General features: G+C 70.9%; 9 protein-coding genes. 6 read left to right on the top strand and 3 right to left on the bottom strand.

Translation table 11 applies throughout. The features are described from left to right. Window positions 1–183, top strand: a 183-nt coding sequence (locus tag P3T41_RS20050) for a peptidoglycan bridge formation glycyltransferase FemA/FemB family protein (protein ID WP_280691332.1), incomplete at its 5' end; no start/stop codon positions are given. 54 nt (window positions 184–237) lie between these two features. Next, entirely contained in the window at window positions 238–1,335 is a 1,098-nt protein-coding gene (locus P3T41_RS20045) for an alanine racemase (RefSeq protein ID WP_280691331.1), read from the top strand. A gap of 7 nt (window positions 1,336–1,342) precedes the next feature. Here the strand turns inward: P3T41_RS20045 and P3T41_RS20040 are convergent, their stop codons facing one another. Together P3T41_RS20040 and P3T41_RS20035 are read right to left on the bottom strand one after the other, a co-directional pair. Continuing rightward, on the bottom strand, window positions 1,343–2,971 hold the full coding sequence (locus P3T41_RS20040; protein ID WP_280691330.1) for a glycosyltransferase 87 family protein: 1,629 nt from the start codon (window positions 2,969–2,971) through the stop codon (window positions 1,343–1,345). A 132-nt stretch (window positions 2,972–3,103) separates the two neighbouring features. Further along, window positions 3,104–5,854, bottom strand: coding sequence for a transglycosylase domain-containing protein (locus P3T41_RS20035; protein ID WP_280691329.1), 2,751 nt, complete (start codon window positions 5,852–5,854; stop codon window positions 3,104–3,106). A gap of 424 nt (window positions 5,855–6,278) precedes the next feature. Here P3T41_RS20035 and P3T41_RS20030 point away from each other — a divergent pair, with 424 nt between their 5' ends. The 4 genes from P3T41_RS20030 (at window position 6,279) to P3T41_RS20015 (ending at window position 10,784) form a co-directional block, all read left to right on the top strand. Then, complete coding sequence (locus P3T41_RS20030; RefSeq protein ID WP_280691328.1) at window positions 6,279–6,962, top strand: PadR family transcriptional regulator; 684 nt, start codon at window positions 6,279–6,281, stop codon at window positions 6,960–6,962. 135 nt (window positions 6,963–7,097) lie between these two features. Further along, a complete protein-coding gene (locus P3T41_RS20025) occupies window positions 7,098–8,180 on the top strand; it encodes an inositol-3-phosphate synthase (protein WP_280691327.1) in 1,083 nt (360 codons plus the stop codon). A gap of 89 nt (window positions 8,181–8,269) precedes the next feature. Further along, on the top strand, window positions 8,270–9,583 hold the full coding sequence (locus P3T41_RS20020) for an MFS transporter (protein ID WP_280691326.1): 1,314 nt from the start codon (window positions 8,270–8,272) through the stop codon (window positions 9,581–9,583). A gap of 127 nt (window positions 9,584–9,710) precedes the next feature. After that, window positions 9,711–10,784, top strand: coding sequence for a hypothetical protein (locus tag P3T41_RS20015; protein WP_280691325.1), 1,074 nt, complete (start codon window positions 9,711–9,713; stop codon window positions 10,782–10,784). Between the two features lie 61 nt (window positions 10,785–10,845). Here the strand turns inward: P3T41_RS20015 and P3T41_RS20010 are convergent, their stop codons facing one another. Further along, a complete protein-coding gene (locus P3T41_RS20010; protein WP_280691337.1) occupies window positions 10,846–12,276 on the bottom strand; it encodes a CCA tRNA nucleotidyltransferase in 1,431 nt (476 codons plus the stop codon). Between the last annotated feature and the right edge of the window lie 115 nt (window positions 12,277–12,391).

The raw sequence follows: 12,391 nt of genomic DNA, 5'->3' as shown, positions 1-12,391 counted from the left end.
GGCGCGGGAATCTACGACCTGCGCGGGATCAGCGACACGCTCCAGGAGGAGGACCCGCTCTTCGGCCTGATCCAGTTCAAGCTCGGCACCGGCGGGCAGGCCGCCGAATACCTCGGGGAGTGGGACTTCCCGCTGAACAAGCTGCTGCACAAGGCGCTCGACCTCTACATGTCACGCCGCTGACGCAGCCGCGCGCCGCCCACCGCACGACCCGCACCACCCCCCGGGGAGAGCTCGATGACCCTTTCGCTCTACGTCGACACCGACCGCTGGCGGACGCATCAGCGCACGCTGCTGGCCGAGTTCCCCGCCCTGGTCCCGGTGGCCAAGGGCAACGGCTACGGCTTCGGCAACCTGCGGCTCGCCCGGGAGGCCGAACTGCTGGGCACCGGGATGCTGGCGGTGGGCACCGCGACGGAGGCCACCGAGGTGCTCCGCGACAGCGAGCGGGCCGGCGGCTACCAGGGCGACGTGCTGGTGCTGACGCCCTATCGGATCGGCGAGGAGCCCCCTCAAGCCCCTGCGACCGCGGTGCCGGCGGCCCCCCCGGCGGATGGCCGGGGCAGGGTGGTGCGCACGGTGGCGAGCGTGGAGGCACTGGCCGCGCTGGCCGGGCACCGGGTGGTGGTGGAGTGCATGACCAGCATGCGCCGGCACGGCATCGCGCCCGCCGAACTCGACTACCTGGCCGAGGCCACCGGCCAAGGCGGCGCGGCGGCCACCGTCGAGGGTTTCGCGCTGCACCTGCCGCTGGACCGCCCGGACCCGGTCGCCGAGGTCGCCGCCTGGATCGACGCGATCGCCGGGGCCGGGCTGCCCACCGGCACCGTCTACCTGAGCCACCTGAGTTCGGCCGGAGTCACCGCGCTGCGCGCCGCCCACCCACGCGTCGAGTTCCGCTCCCGGATCGGCACCCGGCTCTGGCTCGGCGACGTCGGTGCGCTCAGCGCCGGGGCCACCGTGCTGGACGTGACCGCGCTGGCCAAGGGTGAGCGCTACGGCTACCGCCAGCACAGGGCGCCCTCCGACGGCCACCTGCTGGTGGTCTGCGGCGGCACCGCGCACGGCATCGGCCTGGAGTCGCCCAAGTACGTGCGGGGGCTGCTGCCCCGCGCCAAGGGGATCGCCAGGGCCGGGCTGGCCACGCTGAACCGCACCCTGTCGCCCTACCAGTGGAACGGGCGCCAGCTCTGGTTCGCCGAGCCGCCGCACATGCAGGTGAGCATCCTCTTCCTGCCCGCCGGCAGCAAGCCGCCGGCGGTCGGCGACGAGCTCGCGCTCACCGTCCGGCACACCACCACGCACTTCGACCAGGTGGCCGACCGGACCGCCTGACCGGCGCTCAGAAGTGCCCGGGCTCCACCGCAGGCTCCACCACCGGGCGGGCGTCCTGCACATCGTGCTCGTCCTGCCCGCCGTGCTCGTCCTGCCCGCCGTGCTCGTCCTGCAGGTCGTCCGTCAGCCAGTCCACGCCGTCCACCGGAGCGAAGGCGGCGTAGGACTCATGCTCCCGCAGCCGGCGCGCCGCGCCGATCACGAAGACGTCGGGGGCGAAGTCGAGGATGCCGCCCGACGGGTCGTCGCTGCCGTCCCAGCGCACCGGGTCGTGCTCGGGGCGCAGGACGTCGCGGATCACCTTGGCGCAGAGGTAGAGCGTGCCGGCCAGGTGCAGGATCACCGCGAAGTGGTACCAGTCCTGGCCGATCCCGTGCTGCTTGGAATCGCTGATGAAGGCCAGGTAGGACCAGATGCCGAGGAAGTACAGCACCTCGCAGGCCTGCCAGATCAGGAAGTCCCGCCAGCGCGGGCGGGCCAGGGCGGCCAGCGGGATCAGCCAGAGCACGTACTGCGGGGAGTAGACCTTGTTGGTGACCACGAAGGCCGCCACCACCAGGAAGACCAGCTGGGCGTAGCGCGGCCGGCGCGGCGCGGCCAGGGCCAGCCAGCCGATGCCCAGGCAGCAGGCGATCAGCAGGGCGGCGATCCAGTTGTTCAGGCCGGCCAGCGAGGCGTTGCGGTCCTGCATCAGGACCATCCAGAAGGACCCGAAGTCCTCCTTGCGGCTCTGGCTGAAGCTGTAGAAGGTGGCCCAGCCGTCGAAGTTCGCGATCATGATCGGCACGTTGACCAGCAGCCAGGCGCCCACCGCGCCGGCGGTGGCCTGCCAGAACTCCCGCCAGCGGCCCGAACGCCAGCAGAGCACCAGCAGCGGGCCGAGCAGCAGCACCGGATAGAGCTTGGCGGCGGTGGCCAGACCGATGAAGACACCGGCCCACACGGTGCGCTTGCCCGACCAGTAGGCCATCGCGACGGCGGTCAGCGCGACCGCCAGCAGGTCCCAGTTGATCGTGGCGTCCAGCGCCAGGCAGGGCGCCAGCGCGAAGAGCAGCGCGTCCCACGGGCGGCGGCGGTGGGTGCGGGTGAGCGCGATCACCGTGATCACCGCGCAGATCAGCAGCATCCCGGCGTTGACCATCCAGAACCAGCGCTCGCGGTCCTCGATGACGCCGCTGGTCGGGGTGAGCCAGCCGGCGATCTGCATGAAGCCGCCGGTGAGCACCGGGTACTCCAGGTACTTCATGTCCGGCGAGGGCGAGGGCAGCATGTCGAGGTACGGATGCAGCCCGAGCGAGAAGCCGCGCGCGGTGTACAGGTGCGGGATGTCGCTGTAGCAGGCGTGGGTGTACTGGGCGGTGGCGCCGAAGAACCAGCCGCTGGTGTAGCAGGGCAGCTTCTGCACCATGCCGAGGAGGTACGTCAGGACGGTGGCCAGCGCCAGGAAGCGGGCCGGGATCCACCAGGAGACGCCCAGCAGGGCCCGGCGCCCGGGCGGGCCGCCGAGCAGTTCGCTGCCGGCCGCCGCGACCGGGTCCTCGTCGGCGGGGACCACCACGGTGTTGGGCAGCGGGCCCTCGGCCGGCGCCACCGCGCTCTCGGCGGCTGGGGTCTCGTCACGAGTGCTGGACGTCATGCCGGACATACTGCCGCACCCGCGCCGATCGGACGAGGACCGGTCCCGAACAGCCGGCGCCCGGGCGCGCCCGGGCAGGAAACGCCCGAGGGCGGCCCCGCTCGCGCGGGACCGCCCTCGGAGGAGGGTTGCTCAGGGGGTGGCGGTGGACGACGGTGACGAGGTGCCACCACCGCCGGGGCCGCCGTGGGTCTTGGTGGACGTCGGGGACGGGGTCGTGCAGTCACCCGGGAAGATCGGGATGCAGCCGCCGTTCCCGCCGTTGCCGCCGCCCGGCCCACCGTTGCTGCCGGTGGACGACGATTTGCCCGGGCTCGGCTGGCCGCCACAGTCCACGCCGGGGATACAGGTCGGGGCGCCGGTGGGCGACTGGACCGGGGCCTGGGTGGTCGGCGGAGCGGTGACCGGGGCCTGGGTGGTCGCCGGAGCGCTCGGCGACGGCGGCGCGCTGATCGACGTGGAGGGCGAGGGGGAGGCGGTGCTCGGCGCGCCCGAGGCGTCGACCTCCTGGTTCACCGGCGCCGGCGTCGGGAAGTCCTGCGCCGGGGTGCCGGCCAGCGCGCCCTTCATGTAGTTGGCGAAGATCTCGGCCGGCAGGTCACCACCGTAGAAGGAGGTCTTGCCGCCGGTGCCGATCAGCGACAGCAGGCCGGGGTGCGTGGGGTCCTCGCGGAACATCGTGATCGCGGTGGCCAACTGTGGGGTGTAGCCGTCGAACCAGGCCGAGGTGCCCTTGTCGGTGGTACCGGTCTTGCCGGCCACCTGGCGCCCCGGGAGCTGGGCCTTGGTGCCGGTGCCCTTCTGCACCACGTCCTGGAGCACGCTGGTGATGTTGTCGGCCACCGCCTGGTCCAGCACCGGCTTCGGGGCGGGCTTGGTGATGGTGGTCAACTGCTTGCCGGAGTACACCACCTTGGTCACCGGGTACATGTCGGTCTGCTGCCCGCGGGCGGCGAAGACCGAGTAGCCGGAGGCCATCTGGATCGCGCTCGGGGTCGAGGTGCCGATCGCGAACGAGGCGGTGTTCTGGTTGGCCACCGGCATGGAGGCCGGGTTCAGCCCCATCTGGGCGGCCAGCTTGGCCACGTTCGGGCCGCCGACGTCCTCACCGAGCTGCACGTAGGGCACGTTGAACGAGTTGGCCATCGCGGTCCGCAGCGTCACGTAGCCCTGCGGTCCGTTCTCGTCGTTCACCTGCTTGAAGACCGAGCCGTCCGGGTTGGTCACCAGCGAGCCGTCCGGCTTGCGGATGGTGCTCAGGTTGTCGGCGTTGTAGCGGCTGTCCTCGTTGATCCGCAGCGGTTTGCCGTCCGGGCCGGTCTGGGTCTGCAGGCCGACCTGCATCGCGGTGGCCAGCACGTACGGCTTGAAGGTCGAGCCGACCGGGACACCGGTGGTGTCCGCGTTGTTGCTGTACTGGCCCTTGTCCTGGCCCGGACCGCCGTAGAGCGCCACCAGCGCGCCGTCCCCCGGGACCACCGAGGCCGCGCCGACCTGGACGAACGTGTCGTTGTTGGGGCGCTTGGTGGGGTCGAGGGTCTGCTGCTGCATCTGCGCGACGGCCGCGCTCAGCTCGTCGACCTTGTCCTTCTGCAGGGTGGTGTAGATCTGGTAGCCGCCCGCGCCCAGCGAGGCGTCGGTGATGGTCGGGTCCTTCTGCTCCAGGTACTTGTCGACGGTGGCGACGATGTAGCCGACCTGACCGCTCATGTTGGTCGAGGGCTGCTGCTTGAGCGGTTCGGGCAGGCCCGCCTTCTCGCACTGGTTCACCTGGTCCTGGGTGATGGCCTTGGTGACCACCATCCGGCCCAGGATCCACTCCCAGCGGCCGGTGCTCGGATTGCTCGGCGTGCCGAACATGTTCGCGTGGTTGGCCGCGCTGAGCGAGGGGTCGTAGAGCGCCGCGCCCTTGAGCAGACCGGCCAGCATGGCACTCTGGCAGGGGTTCAGGTCCTTGGCGTCGACGCCGTAGTAGTTGCGGGCGGCGGCCTGGATGCCGTTGGAGCCGCGACCGAACCAGCTGGTGTTCAGGTAGCCGTCCAGGATGTCGTCCTTGGACTCCTTCTGACTGATCTTCAGCGTGATGAAGAACTCCTTGAGCTTGCGACTGATCGTCTGGCTCTGGCTCAGGTAGGCGTTCTTCACGTACTGCTGGGTGATCGTCGAACCACCCTGGGTGGCCCCACCGGACGCCATGTTGTAGACGGCGCGGGCGATGCCCTTGGGGTCGATGCCGCTGTCGGTGCGGAAGGACTCGTTCTCGGCCGCGATCACCGCGTCCTGCGCGGACTTGTTGATGTCGCTGATCGGGACGATCACCCGGTGGGTGCTCCCGGTCGTGGTCATCTGGCTGCCGTCGGCCCAGTAGTACGTGTTGGGCTGGTCGTTCACCAGGTCCTTGAGCTGCGGCACGCTGGTCATCGAGTAGGCGGTGCCGATCGCGGCGACGCCGCCGCCGAAGAAGATCAGGAAGACCGACAGGATCTGCTTCCAGGAGGGCAGCCAGCGCCGCACCCCGCGCTTGCCCCAGCGCGGATAGTCGATGAAGCGCTTCTTGCCCGGCGGCTTGGCGCCGGCCCCACGGCCGTCACGGCCGGGACCGCCCGGTCCGCCAGGGCCGCTGCCGCCCTTGCGACCGCGCTTCTGGGTGGCCTTGCGCATCTCGGCACGGCTCAACCGCGGTTGCTGGCTCGTCTCCCGGACCCCGCTCTGCGGCCCGCGCGGCCCGGCCGCCCGGCCACCAGGGCGAGGCTGGCCCGGGGTGTCGTAGCTGGGCGCACCCTCGGGCGCGGAGCCGTAGGCGTACGGGCGTTGGCCGTTCGGTTCACCGGACGGCTGCTCGCCGCCGCCCGAGTTCGGCGACCGGCGCCGGTGTTCGCTCATAGTCCAGTAACTCCTCGGCCAGGCACGGACGCCTGTAGACAGGATCCACTTCCGATGCCCGCAACCGCCCTAGGCCTGGTTCAGGCCGCCGCCCCGGTGGTGGTCCTCGTGCACACGCGACAGGGTACGCATGCCTGATGAGGCATCAATCGGGCATATCGTCACAACAGCCGCGAAAGACCGGCAGATCATTACATGCCCGTTGCCAAGAAACCCCGAGTTGGCCTTGACGGGCAGGGAACCCGCAGGCGGCGGGGGCCTGCCGGCGGACATCCAGGACTCTTGTGATCACATTCACCCGTGCCCCCCTTGCCCCAATCGTGACCCAGGCCTATCGTTCTCGATATATCGAGTCGATACATCGCTGCGGCATAGCCGGCGGCGGAGTAGCGGCCAGGGGCACGTCGAAGGGAGGCCGGACAGCGTGAGCAGGCGCTCAGGAGTGCTGGAGTTCGCCGTTCTCGGCCTGCTGCACGATGCTCCGATGCACGGCTATGAGCTGCGCAAACGCCTCAACGTGCTGCTCGGCTCGTTCCGCGCCTTCTCCTATGGCACGCTCTACCCCTGCCTGAAGAGCCTGGTCGCCCAGGGCTTCCTGGTCGAGGACAACCCGGACACCGCCTACGTCCCGGCCACCGCGCTGAACGGCAAGCGGTCGAAGATCGTCTACCGGCTCTCCCCGGAGGGCAAGGAACGCTTCGAGGAGTTGCTGGCCGATTCCGGTCCGGACGCCTGGGAGGACGAGCACTTCGGGGTGCACTTCGCCTTCTTCGGCCAGACCGACAGAGCGGTGCGGATGCGCGTCCTGGAGGGGCGTCGCAGCCGGCTGGAGGAGCGGCTGGAGCGGATGCGCAGTTCGATCGCGCGCACCCGTGAGCGGTTCGACGACTACACGCTCGAACTGCAGCGGCACGGCTTGGAGTCGGTGGAGCGCGAGGTCCGCTGGCTGAACGAGCTGATCGAGACCGAGCGGGCCAACCGGACCGGGCGTACCGTCGCCCCGCCGGGCAGGGCCGCGACACCACAGTCTTCGGACGGCCGTGGCGACGAGAGCGGATCCCCCGATCCGCTCCGGCCACCGCACGACCGCCCGGGGCGCTCCGTCTAGGAGTGCCGCTGCCGCGTCTGCCCTGAGCCACGCGGCGGAAGTGGGCGCAGTGCGCCCGTCGATGAGTCAGATGAGAAGCAGGACGAGGGCCGCCGGTCTCCGGTGGACCTCACGAGATCACAGGGAGCAACCGGAATGGGTTCGGTTCGCGTAGCCATCGTCGGCGTGGGTAACTGCGCCGCGTCGCTGGTGCAGGGTGTCGAGTACTACAAGGACGCCGACCCGGCCGGCAAGGTCCCCGGGCTGATGCACGTGCAGTTCGGCGAGTACCACGTCAGCGACGTGGAGTTCGTCGCGGCCTTCGACGTCGACGCCAAGAAGGTCGGCCAGGACCTCGCGCACGCCATCGGCGCCAGCGAGAACAACACCATCAAGATCTGCGAGGTGCCGCCGACCGGCATCACCGTGCAGCGGGGCCACACCCTCGACGGCCTCGGCAAGTACTACCGGGAGACCATCGAGGAGTCCGACGAGACTCCGGTCGACGTGGTGCAGATCCTCAAGGACCGCCAGGTCGACGTCCTGGTCTGCTACCTGCCGGTGGGTTCCGAGGACGCTGCCAAGTTCTACGCGCAGTGCGCCATCGACGCCAAGGTCGCCTTCGTGAACGCCCTGCCGGTGTTCATCGCGGGCACCAAGGAGTGGGCGGACAAGTTCACCGAGGCCGGCGTGCCGATCGTCGGTGACGACATCAAGTCGCAGGTGGGCGCCACCATCACGCACCGCGTGATGGCGAAGCTCTTCGAGGACCGCGGTGTCGTCCTCGAGCGCACCATGCAGCTGAACGTCGGCGGCAACATGGACTTCAAGAACATGCTCGAGCGCGAGCGCCTGGAGTCCAAGAAGATCTCGAAGACGCAGGCCGTCACCTCGCAGATCCGGGACCGCGACATGGGCGCCAAGAACGTCCACATCGGCCCGTCCGACTACGTCGCCTGGCTCGACGACCGCAAGTGGGCGTACGTCCGCCTCGAGGGCCGCGCCTTCGGTGACGTTCCGCTGAACCTGGAGTACAAGCTCGAGGTCTGGGACTCCCCGAACTCGGCCGGTGTGATCATCGACGCCGTGCGCGCCGCGAAGATCGCCAAGGACCGTGGCATCGGTGGCCCGATCCTGTCGGCGTCCTCGTACTTCATGAAGTCCCCGCCGGTGCAGTACTTCGACGACGAGGCCAAGGAGAACGTCGAGAAGTTCATCCGCGGTGAGGTCGAGCGCTGAGCGCCTTAGTACTGAACGCTGAGCCTGTCTCATGACGATGGCCGATGTTTCACGTGAAACATCGGCCATCGTCATGACACCCTGAGCGCGTGGCGATCACCAGAAGGCCGGCCCCGGCCCCCAGCACCCCGTCCGCTGACCGCGCCACCCTCCGCTCGCTGCTGGGCACCCGGGACTTCCGGCGGCTGCTGACCGTCCGGCTGCTCTCCCAGCTCTCCGACGGGGTCTTCCAGGTCTCGCTGGCCTCCTACGTGATCTTCTCCCCGGAGCGTCAGACCTCCCCCACCGACATCGCCTCGATGCTGGCGGTGCTGCTGCTGCCGTTCTCGGTGATCGGCCCGTTCGCCGGGGTGCTGCTCGACCGCTGGCGCCGCCGCCAGGTTCTCCTCGTCGGCAACCTGGCCCGCTTCGGCCTGGGCCTGGCGACCGCCGCACTGCTGCTCGGCCGAGCGCCCGAGTGGCTCTTCTTCGCCTCCGCGCTCCTGGTCACCGCGCTCAACCGGTTCATCCTGGCCGGCCTGTCGGCAGCACTGCCCCGGGTCGTCGCGCCCACCCAACTGGTCACGGCCAACGCGCTCTCCCCCACCGCGGGCACCATCGCGGCCGCCGGCGGCGGTGGCATCGGCTTCGTCTGCCACCAGGTCATGGCCCCGGGACCGGACGCCGACGCCGCCCTGGTCACCGTCGCCGCCATGCTCTACCTCGCCGCCGCGCTGGCCGCTCGCCGGATGGCCCCGGAACTGCTCGGTCCCGAGCACCACCCGGACCGTCCCGACCTGCGCGCCGCGCTCGGCCAGGCCGGGCACGCGCTGCTCGAGGGGATCCGCCACCTGGTCAAGGAGAGCCGGCCCGCCCTGCACGCGCTCGCCGCCGTCACCGCGGCGCGGTTCTGCTACGGCGTGCTGATCGTCACCGTGCTGATGCTCTCGCGCTACACCTTCAACAACCCCGCCGACAGCCAGGCGGGGCTGGCCACCCTCGGCACCGCGCTCGGCCTCTCGGCGCTCGGCTTCTTCCTGGCCGCGGTCGTCAGTCCGTGGTTCACCCGGCGGCTCGGGCTGACCGGCTGGATGGTCGCCTGCCTCGGCTCGGCCGCCGTCTTCGTCCCCGGGCTCGGACTCTTCTTCACCGCCGGACCGGCGATGGCCGCCGCACTGCTGCTCGGCGTGGTCACCCAGGGGACCAAGATCTGCGCCGACACGATCGTGCAGAACGCGGTGGAGGACGACTACCGGGGCCGTGTCTTCGCCCTCTACGACGTGCTCTTCAACGTCGCCTTCGTGGCGGCGGCCGGGGTCACCGCGCTGGTGCTGCCGCTGAACGGACGCTCGCCTGGCGTGGTGCTCGGCGTCGCCGCGCTGTACGGGCTCAGCGCCGCGCTGTACGCCCGTCGACCCGGGTGACCCGGGCACTGCTGACCGTAGCGGCGTGAATCGCTAGGGTACGTGCGCACCATCGCGTCACCGTTCCACTCCACCCTGCTCCTTGTCTGCCGCCCCCTGGCCGTCGTGCCGCGCTCGGAGAGCCGTCGTGAGCAATCCGTACCAGCCACCGAACCCGCACACCCCGCCGACGCCGCCGGCGGAGCCCTCCGACCGCCCACCGATGCCCACCCTGCCGCCGCTCGTCCTGCCGCCACCTGTGCTGCCCCCGCCGGTCCTCCCGACGCAGGCAGTGCCGGTGCCGCCGATGCCCCCGGTCCCCCCGACCACACCGGCTCAGCCGCAGGACGCGGCGCCGAACCCGTACGCCCCCAACCCGTACGCCCCCGACCCGTTCGCCCCACCGGTCGACGCCGGCCACGCCCCCGCCGGCCACACCCAGGCCTGGTACGTCTACGGCTACGGCCACCCGGTGCCGCCCAACTGCCGGATCTGCGGCGGCATGCCGGCCGCGAACGTCACGGTGTACGGGCACCAGGGCTTGATCGTGCTGATGCGCTTCCTGCGCCAGCCGGGGCCCTACTGCCAGGTCTGCGGCACGGCGACGGTCCGTCAGCTCTCCCAGTACACCCTGCTGCGCGGCTGGTGGGGCTACCTCTCACCGCTCTTCACGCTGATCGCCCTGCTGCGCACCCGGTCCGCCTATCAGAAGATCCGTCAACTCCCGCCGCCCGCACCCGGCACGCACGGCCAGCAGCTCGACCCCGGCACCCCGCTCACCAAGCGCGGGGCGATCTGGATGCTGCTGGTGCCCCTCGCCTCGGTGGCGGCCTCGATCACGGTGCTGGCCCTGCTGCTCGCCAGCCTCGGCGGCCCCGCCGCCGGCGACGACGTGGTCGGCACCTCGGTGCTGAACGCCGCCGGCGGCGACTGCCTGCGGGACAGCAACGGCGCGGCGATCCAGAACCAGGCCGACCCCGAGGTGGCCGTGGTGCCGTGCAGCGACAAGAAGGCCCAGTACCGGGTGCTCGGCCGGGTCGCCAGCCTGGAGGACCCCGCCACGGCCTGCGCCGGCTACCCGGCCGCCACCACCTACTACGCGCACCCGAACGCCGGCGACAGCTTCGTCCTCTGCCTGGCCCCCAACACGCCGGGCAGCGCGCCGAGCAGCACTCCGGACGACACCTCGGGGGGCGGCTCGGGGGCCCCGGCCAGCGTCTGACAGCGGCCCTCGGCCCACCGCCAGGCGCGCGACCGCGCGACCGGCGGTGGGCCCGCCGCGATCAGGCGCCGCCCTGCTCCGCCGCCCACCACTCCTTGAGGGCCGCCACCGCCGCCTCGTGCTCCATCGGGCCGTGCTCCAGGCGCAGCTCCAGCAGGTGCTGGTAGGCCTTGCCCACCAGCGGGCCCGGCTTCAGGTCGAGCAGCCCCATGATCTGGTTGCCGTCCAGCGCGGGGCGAATCGCGTCGAGCTCCTCCTGCTCCTTGAGCTGGGCGATCCGCTCCTCCAGCCCGTCGTAGGTGCGCGACAGGGTCACGGCCTTCTTCCTGTTGCGGGTGGTGCAGTCGGAGCGGGTCAGCTTGTGCAGGCGCTCCAGCAGCGGACCTGCGTCGTTGACGTAGCGGCGCACGGCGGAGTCGGTCCACTCGCCGCCGCCGTAGCCGTGGAACCGCAGGTGCAGCTCGACCAGCCGCGCGACGTCGTCGATCAGCTCCTTGGAGTACTTCAGCTCCCGCATCCGCTTGCGGGTCATCTTCGCGCCGACCATCTCGTGGTGGTGGAAGGAGACCCGCCCGTCCGCCTCGAAGCGACGAGTGCGCGGCTTGCCGATGTCGTGCAGCAGCGCGGCCAGCCGCAGCGTCAGGTCCGGGCCCTCCTGCTCCAGCGCGATGGCCTGCTCCAGCACGGTGAGCGAGTGCTCGTAGACGTCCTTGTGCCGGTGGTGCTCGTCCTCCTCCAGTTGCAGGGCGGGCAGCTCGGGCAGCACGTGGTCGGCCAGCCCGGTCTCCACCAGCAGCCGCAGGCCCTTCACCGGGTGCTTGGCGAGCAGCAGCTTGTTCAGCTCGGCCTGGACGCGCTCGGCCGACACGATGGAGATCCGCTCCGCCATCGCGGTCATCGCCGCGACCACCTCGGGCGCGAGCTCGAAGTCCAGCTGGGCGGCGAAGCGGGCGGCGCGCATCATCCGCAGCGGGTCGTCGGAGAAGGACTCCTCGGGCGTCGCGGGCGTGCGCAGCACCCGGGCCTCCAGGTCCTCGAGGCCGTGGTGCGGATCGACGAAGCCGCGCCCCGGCAGGTCCACGGCCATCGCGTTCACCGTGAAGTCGCGGCGGACCAGGTCCTGCTCGATGCTGTCGCCGTAGGTCACCTCGGGCTTGCGCGAGGTGCGGTCGTAGGCCTCGCTGCGGTACGTGGTGATCTCGATCAGGAAGCTGCCGTCCGAGGTGTCCTTGCGGGCACCGACCGTGCCGAAGGCGATGCCCACGTCCCAGACCGCGTCGGCCCAACCACGGACCAGCTTGAGCACCTCCTTGGGCCGGGCGTCGGTGGTGAAGTCCAGGTCGTTGCCGAGTCGGCCGAGCAGCGCGTCCCGTACCGAACCGCCGACCAGGGCCAGCCGGAAGCCGGCCTCCTGGAACCGCCGGGCGATCTCGTCCGCGACCGGGGAGACCCGGAGCAACTCGTGCAGACCCAGCGTCTGGGCCTCGCTCAGGCCTGGCAGCGCGCCGATCGGGTCGGCGGGAACGGGGCGGGCGGCGGTGGATTCATTGGCGTTGGACACGGCTCACAAGGGTACGTGCCCGGGCAGCCTCGCAGCTCGCGGCTTT

It is taken from the genome of Kitasatospora sp. GAS204B, from assembly GCF_029892155.1.
Classification (GTDB): Bacteria; Actinomycetota; Actinomycetes; order Streptomycetales; family Streptomycetaceae; genus Kitasatospora.
This window is presented reverse-complemented; position numbering and strand designations above follow the sequence as displayed.

What these genes read in the sequence shown, in the direction of transcription:
- P3T41_RS20025 (WP_280691327.1), top strand. Translation starts at nt 7,098, where the DNA reads ATGGGTTCGGTTCGCGTAGCCATCGTCGGCGTGGGTAACTGCGCCGCG.
- P3T41_RS20035 (WP_280691329.1), bottom strand. Translation starts at nt 5,854, where the DNA reads ATGAGCGAACACCGGCGCCGGTCGCCGAACTCGGGCGGCGGCGAGCAG.
- P3T41_RS20040 (WP_280691330.1), bottom strand. Translation starts at nt 2,971, where the DNA reads ATGACGTCCAGCACTCGTGACGAGACCCCAGCCGCCGAGAGCGCGGTG.
- P3T41_RS20045 (WP_280691331.1), top strand. Translation starts at nt 238, where the DNA reads ATGACCCTTTCGCTCTACGTCGACACCGACCGCTGGCGGACGCATCAG.